At 35.5% G+C, this 15879-nt stretch carries 15 protein-coding genes and 1 pseudogene; 10 read left to right on the forward strand and 6 right to left on the reverse strand.

The window, feature by feature from the left end:
- Positions 1-456: a 50S ribosomal protein L13 gene (gene rplM / locus CLU97_RS19235; RefSeq protein ID WP_027375420.1), complete on the reverse strand. Its 456-nt coding sequence runs from the start codon at positions 454-456 to the stop codon at positions 1-3.
- A 348-nt stretch (positions 457-804) separates the two neighbouring features.
- Here rplM and CLU97_RS19240 point away from each other — a divergent pair, with 348 nt between their 5' ends.
- Entirely contained in the window at positions 805-1905 is a 1101-nt protein-coding gene (locus CLU97_RS19240) for a DUF3667 domain-containing protein (RefSeq protein WP_121489361.1), read from the forward strand.
- A 1-nt stretch (position 1906) separates the two neighbouring features.
- Here CLU97_RS19240 and CLU97_RS19245 read toward each other — a convergent pair.
- A pseudogene (locus CLU97_RS19245) lies at positions 1907-2238 on the reverse strand (hypothetical protein).
- A gap of 282 nt (positions 2239-2520) precedes the next feature.
- On the opposite strand from CLU97_RS19245, the gene CLU97_RS19250 reads away from it, so the two are divergent.
- From CLU97_RS19250 to CLU97_RS19275, 6 genes are all read left to right on the forward strand, one after another.
- Positions 2521-2919 carry a hypothetical protein gene (locus CLU97_RS19250; protein ID WP_121489362.1) on the forward strand — a complete coding sequence of 133 codons (399 nt, stop codon included), beginning with the start codon at positions 2521-2523 and terminating at the stop codon, positions 2917-2919.
- A complete protein-coding gene (locus tag CLU97_RS19255) occupies positions 2916-4205 on the forward strand; it encodes a hypothetical protein (RefSeq protein ID WP_121489363.1) in 1290 nt (429 codons plus the stop codon). The genes CLU97_RS19250 and CLU97_RS19255 overlap by 4 nt, the downstream gene beginning before the upstream one ends.
- Positions 4206-4469: 264 nt before the next feature.
- Positions 4470-7817, forward strand: coding sequence for a methylmalonyl-CoA mutase family protein (locus tag CLU97_RS19260; protein ID WP_121489364.1), 3348 nt, complete (start codon positions 4470-4472; stop codon positions 7815-7817).
- 166 nt (positions 7818-7983) lie between these two features.
- The gene (locus CLU97_RS19265) at positions 7984-8184 is read left to right on the forward strand and encodes a hypothetical protein (RefSeq protein WP_121489365.1); all 201 of its coding nucleotides are present in this window, start codon (positions 7984-7986) and stop codon (positions 8182-8184) included.
- Between the two features lie 124 nt (positions 8185-8308).
- Complete coding sequence (locus CLU97_RS19270) at positions 8309-9013, forward strand: diphthine--ammonia ligase (RefSeq protein WP_121489366.1); 705 nt, start codon at positions 8309-8311, stop codon at positions 9011-9013.
- 230 nt (positions 9014-9243) lie between these two features.
- On the forward strand, positions 9244-10353 hold the full coding sequence (locus CLU97_RS19275) for a serine hydrolase domain-containing protein (protein ID WP_121489367.1): 1110 nt from the start codon (positions 9244-9246) through the stop codon (positions 10351-10353).
- A gap of 14 nt (positions 10354-10367) precedes the next feature.
- Here CLU97_RS19275 and CLU97_RS19280 read toward each other — a convergent pair whose 3' ends face one another.
- Entirely contained in the window at positions 10368-11087 is a 720-nt protein-coding gene (locus tag CLU97_RS19280; RefSeq protein WP_121489368.1) for a hypothetical protein, read from the reverse strand.
- Positions 11084-11407 carry a PadR family transcriptional regulator gene (locus CLU97_RS19285; protein ID WP_121489795.1) on the reverse strand — a complete coding sequence of 108 codons (324 nt, stop codon included), beginning with the start codon at positions 11405-11407 and terminating at the stop codon, positions 11084-11086. Before CLU97_RS19285 ends, CLU97_RS19280 begins: the two co-directional genes overlap by 4 nt.
- Before the next feature lie 81 nt (positions 11408-11488).
- Between CLU97_RS19285 and CLU97_RS19290 the strand changes: the two genes are divergently transcribed.
- The gene (locus CLU97_RS19290) at positions 11489-12013 is read left to right on the forward strand and encodes a 2'-5' RNA ligase family protein (protein ID WP_121489369.1); all 525 of its coding nucleotides are present in this window, start codon (positions 11489-11491) and stop codon (positions 12011-12013) included.
- Between the two features lie 31 nt (positions 12014-12044).
- Here the strand turns inward: CLU97_RS19290 and CLU97_RS19295 are convergent, their stop codons facing one another.
- Positions 12045-13403: a M64 family metallopeptidase gene (locus tag CLU97_RS19295; RefSeq protein WP_121489370.1), complete on the reverse strand. Its 1359-nt coding sequence runs from the start codon at positions 13401-13403 to the stop codon at positions 12045-12047.
- A 2-nt stretch (positions 13404-13405) separates the two neighbouring features.
- A complete protein-coding gene (locus CLU97_RS19300) occupies positions 13406-13897 on the reverse strand; it encodes a hypothetical protein (RefSeq protein ID WP_147436524.1) in 492 nt (163 codons plus the stop codon).
- A gap of 109 nt (positions 13898-14006) precedes the next feature.
- On the opposite strand from CLU97_RS19300, the gene ruvC reads away from it, so the two are divergent.
- Positions 14007-14561, forward strand: coding sequence for a crossover junction endodeoxyribonuclease RuvC (ruvC, locus tag CLU97_RS19305; RefSeq protein ID WP_047424950.1), 555 nt, complete (start codon positions 14007-14009; stop codon positions 14559-14561).
- 136 nt (positions 14562-14697) lie between these two features.
- Positions 14698-15768, forward strand: a complete 1071-nt coding sequence (locus CLU97_RS19310) for a DUF4407 domain-containing protein (protein ID WP_121489372.1) — start codon at positions 14698-14700, stop codon at positions 15766-15768.
- Positions 15769-15879 lie beyond the last annotated feature (111 nt).

The following is a 15879-nucleotide window of genomic DNA, read 5'->3' on the forward strand; positions in this document are numbered from 1 at the left end:
TTATTTAAATTCGTTAACATTAATTGTTTTAGGCTGTTGAGCTTCATGTTTGTGCTCAGTTCCTTCATATAAGTAAAGGTTCTTAAGGATAGCAGCTCCTAATCTGTTTTTAGGCAACATACCTTTTACAGATTTCTCTAATACCTTTAAAGAATCTTTCTTTTGAAGTTCAGCCGCAGTCATAGACTTCTGTCCTCCAGGATATCCTGTATGCCAGATGTAAGTCTTATCAGCCCACTTATTTCCGGAAAGCGTAATTTTCCCAGCATTCAAAACGATTACGTTATCACCACAATCTACGTGAGGTGTAAAGTTCGTTTTGTGCTTACCTCTCAAAATCTTTGCAACCGTAGAAGCTAGTCTTCCTAACGGCTGTCCTTCAGCGTCTACCACAACCCATTCTTTATTAGCAGTAGCTTTGTTCGCTGAAACAGTTTTGTAACTTAATGTATTCACACGTTTTAGTTAAAGATTAAACATAATTTACCCCTAAAAGGGTGTGCAAAGGTACAAATTATTTTTGTAACCCAAAAACATATTTTATTTAATCTATATAATCTATCCCATACACCCCTCTATCAATAGATTTTAACATTAATTACAATTTGGCATATATCTTGCGAACAAATGTTCCGATGAAAAAAACACTTCGAAGATTCTAAAAACACCAATGAAGCAGCAAAGAGTTTTTTCCCTCAACTCTTTCTTTTATTAAATTTACTTTAAAGATTTCCGTAAAACATACAGATATAATTATAATTTCATTGAAATAATTATATTTGCGCTAATCATATTCCCTAATCCATGAGCCACGGAAAACTAAGAGAAGACAAAACCTGCCTAAACTGCGGACACCAGGTTGAAGAAAGATTCTGCCCACACTGCGGACAGGAAAATATTGAAAGCAGACAGCCTTTTCATTTTCTGTTTACTCATTTCATTGAAGATTTTACCCATTATGATGGCCAGTTCTGGAGAACCATACAATATCTGTTTACCAAACCGGGATTACTTACTAAAGAATATCTTGCTGGTAAAAGACAATTATATGTGGCACCTGTAAAACTCTATATATTTATAAGTTTCCTTACATTCTTCCTTCCCAATGTTTTACCACATGCCAAAGAGGAAGAAGAAAAGCCAAGCAAAGCTAAAACCGAAGAAAAAGCAAAAAAACAAAAAGAAGTCTCCAAAGACATTGTAAAAGATTTACAAAAAGGAGGAGTTTTGTCACATGAAACCGTTAATGCAGCTCAAAAAGCACTGGAGGATGATACTTTGAAGATAAAGGATGGAAAAGAAAGAGACGAGCTTTTCGACAGCACGTTTGATCCTAAAGAAGCATCCATTATGCATGCTTACTCCATGAAACAGTATGACTCTATTATGGCGAAGGATGATACCGGGATTTATACTATCATGAGACCTATTGCAGGGAAAGTATTTGAATTGAAGGAGGACGGATACAGCAAGAATCAGATTTGGGAAAAGTATAAAGAAAATTTTATCCACACCATTCCGAAAGCGCTGTTTGTTTATCTGCCAATATTTGCCTTCTTTTTATGGGTGTTTCACAACAAGAAAAAATGGTGGTATTTTGATCATGGTATATTTACCCTTCACTATTTCTCATTTTTATTATTAGCGATACTGGTATTTATAGTAGGAGAAAAAATTGTAAGCTTTTTACCCAGCAGCAGCTTGCTTACCTTACTATATGTCTTAGCCTGCTTAGGACTAGGGCTTTATATGACAGTTTATTTCTTTGTAGCCCATCACAGGGTATATGAAACAAAAAAAAGAATCAGTATTCTGAAAGGTTCCGTATTATTTATTATCAATTATATCGGATTGATTCTGATGTTTATGGTATTGATGTACCTAAGCTTTATTATGCTGCATTAATTTAGTTTCTAAGGGATTTATTCCCCCTGAAGCTTGCAAATAAATAATAGGCAACAAAAACGGTTGAAAATTTCAGAATAGACGGAATGGCCAGTTCAAGAGTAAAAATTAAAGCACCAATAAGTACCAGAACTCCCATTGCTACAAATGAAAGAATTAATTTTTTAGGCAAGGCGAAATCAGGAGTATCCAGATAATAAGCAATTCCCCAGGCAGAACCGAAGGCGAAGGCATAATAAATATCCAGCGCGATATTTTCCGAACTTATAAAAAATAATTGATCAGGAAACTTACTACTGTTCCTAAAGCGAAATACATCAAAGCTTTTTGCATGTCTGTAAAAATATGCTGCAAAAATAGAGATTTTAATCGGGGTGCAGAATCGTTTTCCCCATTTAATTATTGAATTGAAGGTTAAGTTAAAAAGATTTTCATTTCAGAATAATCCAGGTTGTATCATTACAATATTACCCGAAAAGGTAATTGACAAGAAATATTACAAATTCTAAATTTGAAATAGAATCAAAAGCTGAAAAATCATCATACTTATTTTAAAGGTATTGAAAATGAACGATCAGGTTTTGAAAAAAATTACAAACCAAAAAAACAATAGACATGAAAAAGATTCCAAAAACAACAGTAAAAATTGCGCAATTCACAGAAAACAATGTGGAAGTGAACGTAATAATCAGTTCTAATACACAATTTGGTGACCCTCATTTTATCGTTAATGAAAAATGGATAGAAGACAATAATTTAAATGATGATAAATTTTCATTTACCATACCAAAAGTAGATTTAACATCTGATAAATTACTTTTCGCAACATCTTTCAATATTAATATGCAGATTAACCATCTGCAGATCTTAATCAATACATGCAGAATAAAATTCGAATTCCCTCAAATTCCTGCCAAGAACTTTCATTTCAACCCTTTTGAAGGTAAAAAAGTTGAAGACTTAGCCGACAAGAAGAGCTATCCTGTTTATAAATTCATAAAACTTAAGCTATGAAAAAGTTATTAATACTAACAGCTTTGGTGACTGGAATAACATTGCTATTTTCCCAAAACAAAGAAATTACTGCAGAATTAAACAAACTGGAACTTTCCAATGCACCAAGTGTAATGCTCCTCGGTTTAGCAAGCTCTGATTTGGAAACTCCAAAATCAAAAAAGGCTTTCATGACCAGTATTGTGAATTCATTCAGCGAAAATGAAGGTCTTCCCAATGCCTATGCGGTAGAACTTACCCCAACCCATTTATTTCCTTTAACGGAAATGAATGCATTGAAATATGCCGGCATTAAAACCATTAAAGATGTAAATAATGAAGATAAGCATAAGAATAACATCTTCAGTGAAGCCAAAAACGTTTCATTCTCCTTTGCCTTTCTGAGAAATTATAAAATTGAAAATCTTAACACAGAAAATCCATCGGTATCTTTTTCTTTGCGAACAACTATATTTAAGATAAGAAATAAGAAAAATATAGCTGATATTGTCGCTTCGAATGATATCATCTCAGAGATGTTAACTAGCATCCAGAAAGAATTTGAAACATCAAAAAAGTTTATAGATATAAACTTATCTAGTGATAGCAATGATGAAAAAATCGGAAAAATTGAAAAGGCATACGACGAATTTGTAACAGATTATTACAAAACCGGAAAATATAAAAAATTCATTGACGAAACCGAAAATTATAAAAAATACCTTGACGAAAAACCTGCTTTTCAATTAGATGTTGCTTCGGCCTACAGTACTTTCTTTTTAGATAACCAGTTTAAAAATAATCAATTCGGAAAATTCGGAGTTTGGATGACGATGAGTTCCGGAATCAATCTGGAAAGGAAAAATCAAAAGCCAAAACCAACTGAAGAACAAAAGGCAGTCGAAAATCAAAAGAATGAAAAACCCAAAGTAATGATCAAAGAAACTCCTACAGAAGCTTCAAAGATTGAAAAAAGATTGAATTTCTATGCCGTTGCAAGATATATGCAGGACAAAACAGTTTATGATATTGCCAACGGGTTCAGCAAAACCAACAATTATGATTTTGGTGGAAAAATAGAGCTTGTTTATAATAAATTCTCTATTGGCTATGAATTCATTTACAGAAGCAGTGACTTGGATAACACTTATCGTTCCAACGGAATCATCAACTATAAGGTATCTGACAGTGTGTATATTAATGCTGCTTTCGGAAAAAATTATGGCGATAAAGACAATCTCATTTCATTCTTAGGTTTGAACTGGGGACTGGACAGCAAAAGAAAAACACTTTTCTCAGAAAAATAATAAAACAGGAAATTTTCCCTGAAATAAAGACCCAACTTCAGGCTTAGGCCGGGGAGAAAATGTCGGCAGATTCTGTTCTGCCGACATTTATATTTTTAGGGAATAGCGTAATAATCTGAAAAATACAGACCTAACCTCTGACAAAGTCTGTAAGATTCAAAAAACAATTATTATAAACATTTAAAAATCAAAACATTAACCTACAAGTCAAGGTTTTCATTTTATTACTATATTTGAGAACTTAGAAACTGTCTAGAATTTTTTATGGAAACCCAAAAATATACTCCAACCAACAAGGTAAGAATCGTAACTGCTGCCTCATTATTTGATGGGCATGATGCTGCGATCAATATTATGCGTCGTGTTATTCAGGGAACAGGATGCGAAGTGATCCACTTAGGACACGATAAATCAGCAGAGGAAGTTGTAAACACAGCCATCCAGGAAGATGCCAATGCAATTGCATTAACTTCATATCAGGGAGGTCACAATGAATATTTCAAATATATCTACGACCTTTTGAGAGAAAAAAATTCACCTCAGATCAAAATTTTTGGCGGCGGTGGCGGTGTAATTCTTCCGGAAGAAATTAAAGATCTGATGTCTTATGGAATCGACAGAATTTATTCTCCGGATGATGGCCGTGAGCTTGGACTTCAGGGAATGATTGATGATCTGGTACACAGATCAGATTTTGCTACAGGAAAAGATGTTACAGCAAAAGATCTTGACGATATCAGCTTTGAAAACCCTTCAAGCATTGCACAGATCATCTCAGCCGTTGAAAACTTTTCAGAAGAAAAACCTGAACTTGTAAAAGCAATCGACGAAAAATCTAAAGATTTAACCATTCCGATTATTGGTATCACAGGTACCGGAGGTGCGGGTAAGTCTTCTTTAACAGATGAATTGGTAAGACGTTTCTTACGTTCCAATACTGATAAAAAAATCGCTATTATTTCCATTGACCCTTCGAAAAAGAAAACCGGAGGTGCTTTATTGGGAGACAGAATCCGTATGAACGCGATCAATGATCCAAGAGTTTATATGCGTTCTATGGCTACCAGAGAAAACAACGTTTCTGTTTCTCCTTTCATTCACTCTGCACTGAATGTCCTGAAACTGGCTCATCCGGACGTAATCATCCTTGAAACTTCAGGAATCGGGCAGTCTGGTTCAGAAGTTTCTGATTTCGCAGATGTTTCCATGTATGTAATGACTCCTGAATATGGAGCTTCTACACAGCTGGAAAAAATCGACATGTTAGATTATGCAGATCTTGTCGCACTGAATAAATCTGACAAACGTGGTGCATTGGATGCACTTCAGGCGGTAAGAAAACAGTTCCAGAGAAACCATTTACTATGGGAAAGCCCATTAGACGATATGCCGGTATATGCAACCAAAGCATCTCAGTTTAATGATCACGGAACTACAGAATTATACAACAGATTAGTTTCAAAAGTAAATGATAAATTCTCTGAATTAAATCTAAAAACTTTTGTAGAACAGGAAATTACAGAAGAAGTAACCATCATCCCTCCGAAAAGAGTCCGTTACCTTTCTGAAATCGTTGAAAACAATAAACAATACGACATCAATATTGAAAAACAGGCAGAATTAGCCAGAAAAATGTATCATATTGAAGGCGTAAAAAATATCATTTCCAATGACGTTCTGGATGCTGAATATCAAAAAGCAGAAAAAGAACTTCAACAGGATAATATCGACTTCCTAAAGACTTGGGACGATACGAAAAAAGCTTTCCATGCAGAGTTTTATTCTTATTTCGTGAGAGGAAAAGAGATCAAGGTTGAAACTTCTACTGAATCTTTATCTCACTTAAGAATTCCAAAAATTGCATTACCAAAATACAATGACTGGGGAGATCTGATCAAATGGAAAGGACAGGAAAACCTTCCGGGAAGCTTCCCTTACACTGCAGGTATTTATCCGTTCAAGAGAACCGGAGAAGATCCTACAAGGATGTTTGCAGGAGAAGGAGGTCCTGAAAGAACTAACAGAAGATTCCATTATGTTTCTGCAGAAATGCCTGCAAAACGTTTATCTACAGCTTTTGACTCTGTTACATTATACGGTCAGGATCCGGCTTTACCACCAGATATTTATGGTAAAATCGGGAACGCGGGAGTTTCTATTGCAACACTGGATGATGCTAAGAAATTGTATTCCGGATTTGATCTTGTGAATGCATTGACTTCGGTTTCAATGACGATCAACGGTCCTGCACCAATGCTGCTGGCTTTCTTCATGAATGCTGCCATCGATCAGAATGTTGAAAAATATATCAAAGAAAACGGTTTAGAGGCTAAAGTAGAAGCTAAGCTGAAGGAAAAATTTGACGATAAAGGTTTAGAAAGACCAAAATACAACGGTGAACTTCCTCCATCCAATAATGGTTTGGGACTACAGCTATTAGGATTAACAGGTGATGAAGTGATTCCTGCAGATGTATATGCGGAAATCAAAGCAAAAACAATCGCTACTGTTCGTGGTACAGTTCAGGCTGACATCTTAAAAGAAGACCAGGCTCAGAATACATGTATCTTCTCTACAGAATTTGCATTGAGATTAATGGGTGACGTTCAGGAATATTTCATTACAGAAAAAGTAAGAAATTTCTACTCTGTTTCCATTTCGGGATACCACATTGCAGAAGCAGGAGCCAACCCGGTTTCTCAGCTGGCATTTACATTGGCGAATGGTTTCACGTATGTGGAATATTACTTAAGCCGTGGAATGGATATCAATGATTTTGCACCGAACTTATCTTTCTTCTTCTCTAACGGTATCGACCCTGAATATTCAGTAATCGGGCGTGTAGCAAGAAGAATCTGGGCAAAAGCGATGAAATTAAAATACGGCGCAGACGAAAGAAGCCAGATGCTGAAATACCACATCCAGACTTCAGGACGTTCTCTTCATGCTCAGGAAATTGATTTCAACGATATCAGAACCACTCTTCAGGCACTTTATGCAATCTATGATAACTGTAACTCTCTTCATACAAACGCTTATGATGAGGCAATTACAACGCCTACTGAGCAATCGGTAAGAAGAGCCATGGCTATTCAGCTGATCATTAATAAAGAATTAGGATTGGCTAAAAATGAAAACCCACTTCAGGGATCATTCATCATTGAAGAATTAACGGATCTTGTAGAAGAAGCTGTATATGCAGAATTCGACAGAATTACAGAAAGAGGAGGTGTTCTTGGAGCCATGGAAACCATGTATCAGCGTTCAAAAATCCAGGAAGAATCTATGCATTACGAATGGCTTAAGCATACCGGTGAATACCCGATTATTGGAGTAAATACATTCTTAGGAAAAGACGGTTCACCAACCGTTTTACCGGGAGAAGTTATCCGTTCTACAGAAGAAGAGAAGCAGGCACAGATTGAATCTCTTCATAACTTCCAGCAAGCGAATGAAGGCAAATCTGAAGAAGCTTTAAATCAACTTCAGCATGCAGCCATCAACCAGCAAAACTTATTTGAAATGATGATGGATGCCGTGAAATACTGTTCTTTAGGACAGATTACCAATGCTTTATTCGAAGTAGGTGGTAAGTACAGAAGAAATATGTAAATTGATACAATAAACATTTCTCATATAAAACCTCAAAGTAAATCTTTGAGGTTTTTTTATTTTTTATGTGAAAAAATTCTAAATTCTATCCGGTTGATTTATAATGTTTGTTAAAAATTAAAAATAAGCTAACCCGATCCTATATATTTGCCCTCAAAAAATTCGAATGAAAGCATGCATTAAAATTATTTCGGTGTTGGGTCTCTTTGTGGCATTAGCTTCTTGCAAAACCCCTATTGTAGATAACTCTCATAAAAGCGACATGGCTAGAAATGTTGAAGAATTACAAAAAAGGGATCAGGCAGAAAAAGACAGAGTGGATGTTACAAGCCCTCAAAACAACTATGGAAAGCCCGTTTCAAAATAAGGAAATCTCCTTGGTAAATAAAATCTCTTGATTTATTCAGGAGTTTTTTATTTTTAATCGTATAGTTTTTCATGTCGTATTAACCATAAAATCTCCCTATTTTTGAGAGATTTTTATGTTAAAAATGAAACCAAAAGCCTTATTCAACTGGAGCAGCGGAAAAGATTCTGCCCTTGCCCTTTATAAAATACTACAGGAGGATCAATATGAAATTTCTACACTACTTACCAGCATCAATCAGGAGTTTCAAAGAATTTCTATGCATGGTGTACATGTCTCTCTTTTAGAAAAACAGGCAGAAAGCCTCGGAATTCCGTTAATTAAAATGGAGCTTCCCAAAGAGCCATCCATGGAAGAATACCAGCAAATTATGAGTAAAACAATGACTGAAATACAGGCTCAGGGTATTACTCATTCTGTTTTTGGGGATATTTTCCTAGAAGACCTGCGAAAATACAGAGAAGACCAACTAAATACCATCGGGATAAAAGCTGTATTTCCTCTTTGGAAACAAAATACCTCCCACCTCATCCATGAATTTTTAGATCTTGGCTTTAAAACCATTGTAACCTGCGTCAATGGATCTTACCTTGATAAAAGCTTTGCCGGACGAATTATTGATCAGAAATTCATTGATGATCTTCCTGAAAATGTAGATCCATGCGGAGAAAATGGGGAATTTCATACCTTTACTTTTGATGGGCCGATTTTCAAAAATCCAATTCAGTTTGAAATTGGAGAAACAGTAAAGAAAACGTATCCTAAACCAAAAACATCTCCTGATGAAGAAGATGGAGAATACGTTTTCTGGTTTTGTGATCTGCTATAAAAAAAGCCTGTGAATATTCTTTCACAGGCTTTTTCAATCTATTATTTCATTTCGTTCGGGATTTCATTCATAAGGTTAAATATTTACCGAATACTTCACAAGTATAGATTAAATCCTTATTAAATTGCTCCGGTACCTCATCCTAGCACGCAATTTGCTTCCCTTACTACTCTTTTGGATATTTTAGTATCTTTAAGAGTATCAATCATCATTAAAAAAATACAACACCTGTGATCAAAAATTTTATTATCCTGTCCCTTTTCTGTTTTTTGTTTTCCTGCACCACTGAAACTCCTAAAATTGCTCCTGTTGACAAGAAAGCTATTGTTGATTCTACTATTGCAGCTTTTCAGAAAACACTTTTAGAACAACAGCTTGATTCCACTTTCAAAAAGTATCATTTCAATGGAAGCATTGCCGTTTTTAAAGACTCTCTTCCTCTTTATAGAAGAGAAAATGGTTATTCGGATTTTAAAAGGAAAACTAAAATTGACAGCAATACTATTTTTGCGATAGGATCTGTAAGCAAACAGTTCACTGCTGTTATGATCCTGCTTCAGATGGAACAGGGAAAACTTAATGTAACGGATAAAGCTTCAAAATATCTGAAGGAATTCCAGACCAAAGAATATGAAAACATTACGATTCATCAGTTACTCAATCATACTTCAGGATTGAACCTGATGGGTGGAAAGCTGATGTTTAAAAGCGGTACAGATTTTTTCTATTCCAATGACGGATTTAATACGCTTGGAAAGATTGTGGAAAAAGTATCCGGAAAGTCATATGATGAGAATGTTCTGGAACTGTTCAAAAAAGCAGGAATGACTCATTCTTCAACGGGAAATATTTTTAAAGGAAATAATTTTGCAAGTGCTTATGTCGGCACACCTGCTAAGTTTTCAGAAGTTCCGAATATGCCGAAAAGATTAGGCGGACAGGAAATAGGAACTCCAGCCGGAGGAATACTATCTACCATTCAGGATCTTCATTCCTGGAATAATGCGCTGTATGGTGGAAAAATTTTAAAACCTGAAACATTAAAGCTATTCATGGCAAAAAGTTCAGAAAGACATCACGCTATCTTTGGAAAAATGGGCTATGCTTATGGAATTATGCTTAATATCGGGCAGCCTAATTCTTATTTCCACAGCGGTTATATAAAAGGCTCTCCTTCCTTAAATATCTATTATCCGGAAACAAAAACATCTGTTATCATTCTTTCTAACATTGCCGATGAGGAGAAAGGAAAAGGAGTGATTTTCAGACCTCATATTGAAGTAAAAAAAATCACAGATAATCTTGAGAATACGCTTACACAGCTTAGATCAAAACATTAGCTGTCGTAATAGGTTTATACCGCCTTTAGAAATTCCTGCATTTTTACCAAATTCTTTTTATGCTCAATAAAATTCAACACTGCAAAAACAAGCGCTATCTGTAATACAAAAGGAATCATCAAAGTCATCAGAACCCCCGGAACATCGTTATAATTCTGTTCTCTGAAAAACTGGTAAGCATAATGTCCATGCCTTATAGCCACCTGCGTCATAGAACAGGCACAAACAACCATTAATCCCAGATTCTGCTGATACATGGTGTAAAGAGATTTCCCTTTGTATTTAAAATCAGCTTTGATATATTTCCAGATTTTATAATTTAAAATCCAGATCAGAATCGTTGCTAATACAAATGAGCCATTCAGTAGTTTAAAGAACAGATCATACTGCTCTTGATTACCTGATATAAAAATTAGCAATAGATTAACTGCAAAAGCCAGAACACCTACCATCAAAGCTTTTTTGAAAAGCCCACTGTATTTCTCCTGAATAATTCTTTTCGCAATCAAAGGAATCTTAGTAGGATAAAATAACAGATAATTGACCATGGTAAACTCTCCATTCCATGATTCTTTCACTTTTGAGAAAGCTTCCTCAAAGCTGACATTTTCATTGAACTGAATATCTGAAATCTGGCTGATCATATGATCTCTGATTTCCACCAGAATATCCAGTGAGAGCTCCTGAGCTACCAGATAATCTGTAATTGTATTTTCCTGTATTTTGGTGATCATATACTGAATATTGTCTGTAGGTTGAGTAAATAGCTTTTCATCTCAGTTTCCTGCTCTGTCTGTTGTTTTTTTCCTTTTTCAGTCAGCAGATAATATTTCCGGTCTCTTCCATTGATCTTTTGAATTTCAGAAGTGATCATTCCGTCACTTTCCAATTTGTGAAGCAATGGATAAAGTGCACCTTCCGTCATTTCAAGCTCACCCTGAGTCAGATCTTTAGTTCTTTGGGTAATCTGATATCCATACATTTTAACCTCTTTTGAAAGAAGCTTCAAAATAATATTCTGCAAAGTACCTTTATAAAGGCTATTCTTTTTCATAGGATGATTTGTATACATTGCAAACTTATGCATAATTTTCTTATGTATGTAAATTTACTGTAAAAAATTTTAATTTGCTGTATGAAAAAAATGTACTTCATAGCTATTTATCCTCCCCAGGAGATTATTGAAGAAATAAAAGTTTTTAAGAGAGATTTAGCTATCCATTATGGCAATTCTAAAGCTTTGAAAAATGAAGCACACATCACCCTTTTTCCACCTTTCTCCAGAGAAATTGAACTTGAAGATGATATTCATGTTGCTTTTCAGAAGATCAATACGGAAATCGAGCCTTTCGAAATAGAACTGAATGGTTTTGGAAGCTTTCCCAATCCTAACAATCCTGTTTTATTTGTTCAACCGGAAAGCAGCCCGCTTTTAGAAGAGCTTTATCATCATGTAAAACAGCAGTTTAATTTTGGTAAATATTCTTTCCATCCACATATGACTGTAGGATATAGAAATCTGAACTGGGAGAATTACCTCAAAGCCTGGGAAAAATACAAAACAAAAGAATACAAAACTAAATTCTTAGTTGACAAGATTATACTTCTGCGTCATGAAGAAAACTGGGTGCCTATCGCTGAAAAAAGGCTGACAAAATAAAAACCGGCTGTGGCAGCCGGTTTCATTATATTTATTCTTTAATCACCTTCTGAGAAAGAATCAGCGTTTTATTTTCTTTTACATTAATCAGATAAGTACCTGCCGGATAGTTTTTAATATCAACCTTTATTCCGGAATCATTCAGTTCAAATCTGGATGGAATCAGTTTTCCTGAAGTGTCATACACTTCTACTTTTGCATCTTTTGAGAAGCCTTGTTTTACTTTAATAAAAAACTCCCCGTCCGTAGGATTCGGATAGATGCTGAAACGTCTTTCTTCTGCTTTCACTTCTGAAGTGCCAAGAGTAGCTTTACTCAACGTCCATGTAACATTGGTAACGTGAAGTGTGCTGTGATTATCAACTTTCAGAAGCGGATTATTATCCACCACAGAAAGTGTCAATGTATTATTTCCTCCATTAAGCTGTCCCGGAGTAATAGTAACGGAATTCCCAGTGGATCCCAGAACTGTTCCATTTAAAGTCCATGTATTAACTAATGTATTCGGAATAGGGAGAATTTCAGTAGCTGTGAAAGTAACACTAGAAGTACCATCTACTGTAGTATTGTTTGCTGGTGTATAGGAATCTACGGGAGAAACCAAAGAGTGAATTCTTTCAATAATCGCTTCTGTACACACAGAACAAAACTGCTGGTTAAGATACCTCATCTCACAACTCTGATGCGGTCTGAACCATGTAGGGCTTTCAGCGTGAGGATATACTCCTACTCCGTTCAATCCTACCCAGTTTTTCCATCTTATGGTAGCAGGATTGGAGGTCTGAGTTTTATTGGGAGATTCAAGAGATCCTGCGAACCAATATTCATCAGCCAGCTTTCCGAAAGAGTGTCCTAATTCATGTACTACAATTTCATTGGAAGAAGCATTCAACGAAGCAAAGGCATAAGTACCTCCACAACCACCATATTCTGTGGAATTTCCTAATACATAAGTAATATCATAATCAGGAACATTGGCAGCCAATACCTGCCCTACCGTATTGGACGTATTACTGTATAAGCATCTGTGAACACCTATATCGAAAGTAGAACCAAGATAGTTATTAGGATTGGATACAGGGATTACGGGTTCCACAACATCTGTTGCCGTCCCGGGATGCTTTACACCGGATTCTGTGGAAATTACTTTTACAGCATAGGCATTAAAGTAATTTTTATATTCTGTATAAGGGCTTTTTGTAAAAAGATAATTGACTGTATTTTGAGCTGATGTGGTAAAAGCAGTCTGCTGTGCAGCAGTAAACCCATCTCCCAAAATAGCAATAATAACACGCTTACTATTGTCTCCGTTCTGCAAAAGCGGAACCGTCTCAAATGTTTGGGCAAAGCAGCTGCTTCCTATAAGAAGGGAAAATAAAACTTTTTTCATATTTATAATTTTTGTGTGAATAATAATTGTACTCCGTCTTCGGTTGCTTTTTCTACCTTCACCATCTGAACATTTTCTGAGTACGGGAATCTGGCGCTGAACTCTGTATTTTGAAAAGCAGCTTTATGTCTGGTGATCCCTTCTTTTTCGTAAACTTCCAGTTCAGGATTAAAAGGATCTTTCACAAGCTGTTGAGCCACTTCTTTTCCATTTGAGCCTGTCAGGCTAATGATAAGATCTCCTTTATGAACATCATTTCTTTCAAAAGTAGAAACCTGCTTTAGTCTTCCATCTGCAATTTTACTGCTTTGAAGAGTAATCTTTGCATTTCCTGACTGATCTTTATCTGCCTTGAAAAACAGATAAATAATTCTGTCACTTTTCTTTGTAACCGTTTCTGAATTTAATTTCTTGTTTTGAGGCTGTTCATTTTGTTTCTGAAAACTGCAAAACAGAAAAACAGGAACAATTAATACATTAAATACATTTTTCATAATCATTTTTGTTTAAAGGTACTAAAGTTTTAAGTATAGCAAATATACATGAAAATCTGATTAAATACTTTTTGACACTTAAAACTTAGAAAGCCTTATCTTTGAGGCAATGATTTCAGAGAAAATAATTTTAGGTATTGACCCGGGAACTACCGTCATGGGATTTGGTATTATCTCCGTAAAAAAAGGAAAAATGGAGATGGTTTCCATTCATGAGCTTATCTTAAAGAAATATCCCAACCACGAAACGAAACTCAAATATATTTTTGAAAGAACATTATCTCTTATAGACGAGTTTCATCCTGACGAAGTAGCCCTGGAAGCTCCTTTCTTTGGGAAGAATGTACAAAGTATGCTGAAACTGGGCCGTGCACAGGGTGTCGCTATGGCTGCCAGCCTGTACAGAAATATCCCTATTACCGAATATTCTCCTAAAAAAATTAAAATGGCCATCACCGGAAACGGAAATGCCAGTAAAGAACAGGTAGCCGGAATGCTTCAAAACCTACTTAACCTGAAAGAATTTCCTACAAAATATCTCGATGCTTCCGATGGTCTTGCTGTAGCGGTATGCCATCATTTTAATTCCGGAACTATAACGGACACTAAATCCTATTCCGGATGGGAAAGTTTCCTGAAACAGAATCCTGACAGACTGAAGTAATTCTGTTCTCCACGTCTTATTCCTAAAAAACTGATTCACAATAAAATTGATAAAACACACAGTTACTTGGTAAAACATAATACTATCTTTTACATTGGTATGATTTTTAGTATTATCTTTGTATAAATTTTCAGTTATGAAAACAAACCAACAAACTATAAATCAAGGAACTCATACAATAAACTGGTTCCAAAAGTTTCTGATGGTATGCTCCGGAGGAAACATTCATATTTTAAGAAAGACTCCGAGTGAATGGAATAAGTTTTCCGGAATTGGAGGGATTGTACTTTTCACAGCAATATTTGCCACTTTGTCTGCAGGCTATGCTATGTATACGGTATTCGACAATATCTGGGCTTCTGTAGGGTTCGGAATTTTGTGGGGGTTAATGATCTTTAATCTTGACCGTTATATTGTTTCTTCCATTAAAAAAACTGGAACATGGTGGAATCAGATTCTGATGTCTATTCCCCGTCTTATTCTTGCTACATTCCTGGGAATTATTATTTCAAAGCCATTAGAGCTTAAAATTTTTGAGAAAGAGGTCAATAAGCAGCTGAATACCATCATTCAAAGAAATAAAAAACAGCTTCAGGGCGAGATGAACGGAAGAATTCTTCAGCAGAGCGGCCCGTTTGAAACAGAAAAACAGCAGATCTCAGGGAAAATTGCCCAGTATCAGAAAGCCTATGACTCTGCTTCAGTAGAACTTGAAAAAGAAATTCTGGGAAAACAATCAGGATTAACCAGTGGAAAAGAGGGTTACGGCCCCAACGCCAAACGTAAGCAGGAATTAAAAGAGCAGCGCAGAGTAGATCTGGAGAATTATCAAAAACAGGCGGCTCCAAGGCTGGAATATCTGGATAAAGAAATTTCCAAAGTATATACCAACCTGGAAACCGAAAGAAAATCTACGGAAACTTTTGAAGATAAATTCAATGGGTTTGCAGCCAGACTTCAGGCATTGGATGAACTTGGAAAAAATTCTGCAATCATAGGACTTGCCGCTTCATTTATCATGGGGCTGTTTATCTGTCTTGAGATTTCTCCGGTATTGGTAAAACTTATTTCTCATATAGGACCCTATGATTATCTTCTGGAAAAAACAGAAAATGATTTCAGGCTTTATTCTAAAGAGAAAATTGAGAAAGGAAATGCTTTAACCGATTTCAGGATTGATGATTTTAAGGATAATCTAAAAAATTAAAGACCATATTTCCAGCCTTCCAAACATTAGAGAGAAAAACTATAAAAAAGCTAATTTCAATTAATAAAATCTAACCTTTCATTATAACATGAAAGGTTTATTTATTTATAA

Origin of the sequence: Chryseobacterium sp. 7 (assembly GCF_003663845.1) — a bacterium.
Classification (GTDB): domain Bacteria; phylum Bacteroidota; class Bacteroidia; order Flavobacteriales; family Weeksellaceae; genus Chryseobacterium.

Excerpts from the sequence above, each read along its gene's own strand:
- CLU97_RS19290 (WP_121489369.1), top strand. The coding sequence starts at position 11,489 with ATGAAAAAAATGTACTTCATAGCTATTTATCCTCCCCAGGAGATTATT.
- CLU97_RS19295 (WP_121489370.1), bottom strand. The coding sequence starts at position 13,403 with ATGAAAAAAGTTTTATTTTCCCTTCTTATAGGAAGCAGCTGCTTTGCC.
- CLU97_RS19260 (WP_121489364.1), top strand. The coding sequence starts at position 4,470 with ATGGAAACCCAAAAATATACTCCAACCAACAAGGTAAGAATCGTAACT.
- CLU97_RS19250 (WP_121489362.1), top strand. The coding sequence starts at position 2,521 with ATGAAAAAGATTCCAAAAACAACAGTAAAAATTGCGCAATTCACAGAA.
- CLU97_RS19310 (WP_121489372.1), top strand. The coding sequence starts at position 14,698 with ATGAAAACAAACCAACAAACTATAAATCAAGGAACTCATACAATAAAC.
- CLU97_RS19265 (WP_121489365.1), top strand. The coding sequence starts at position 7,984 with ATGAAAGCATGCATTAAAATTATTTCGGTGTTGGGTCTCTTTGTGGCA.
- CLU97_RS19285 (WP_121489795.1), bottom strand. The coding sequence starts at position 11,407 with ATGAAAAAGAATAGCCTTTATAAAGGTACTTTGCAGAATATTATTTTG.
- CLU97_RS19280 (WP_121489368.1), bottom strand. The coding sequence starts at position 11,087 with ATGATCACCAAAATACAGGAAAATACAATTACAGATTATCTGGTAGCT.
- CLU97_RS19270 (WP_121489366.1), top strand. The coding sequence starts at position 8,309 with ATGAAACCAAAAGCCTTATTCAACTGGAGCAGCGGAAAAGATTCTGCC.
- ruvC (WP_047424950.1), top strand. The coding sequence starts at position 14,007 with ATGATTTCAGAGAAAATAATTTTAGGTATTGACCCGGGAACTACCGTC.
- CLU97_RS19300 (WP_147436524.1), bottom strand. The coding sequence starts at position 13,897 with ATGAAAAATGTATTTAATGTATTAATTGTTCCTGTTTTTCTGTTTTGC.
- CLU97_RS19240 (WP_121489361.1), top strand. The coding sequence starts at position 805 with ATGAGCCACGGAAAACTAAGAGAAGACAAAACCTGCCTAAACTGCGGA.
- CLU97_RS19255 (WP_121489363.1), top strand. The coding sequence starts at position 2,916 with ATGAAAAAGTTATTAATACTAACAGCTTTGGTGACTGGAATAACATTG.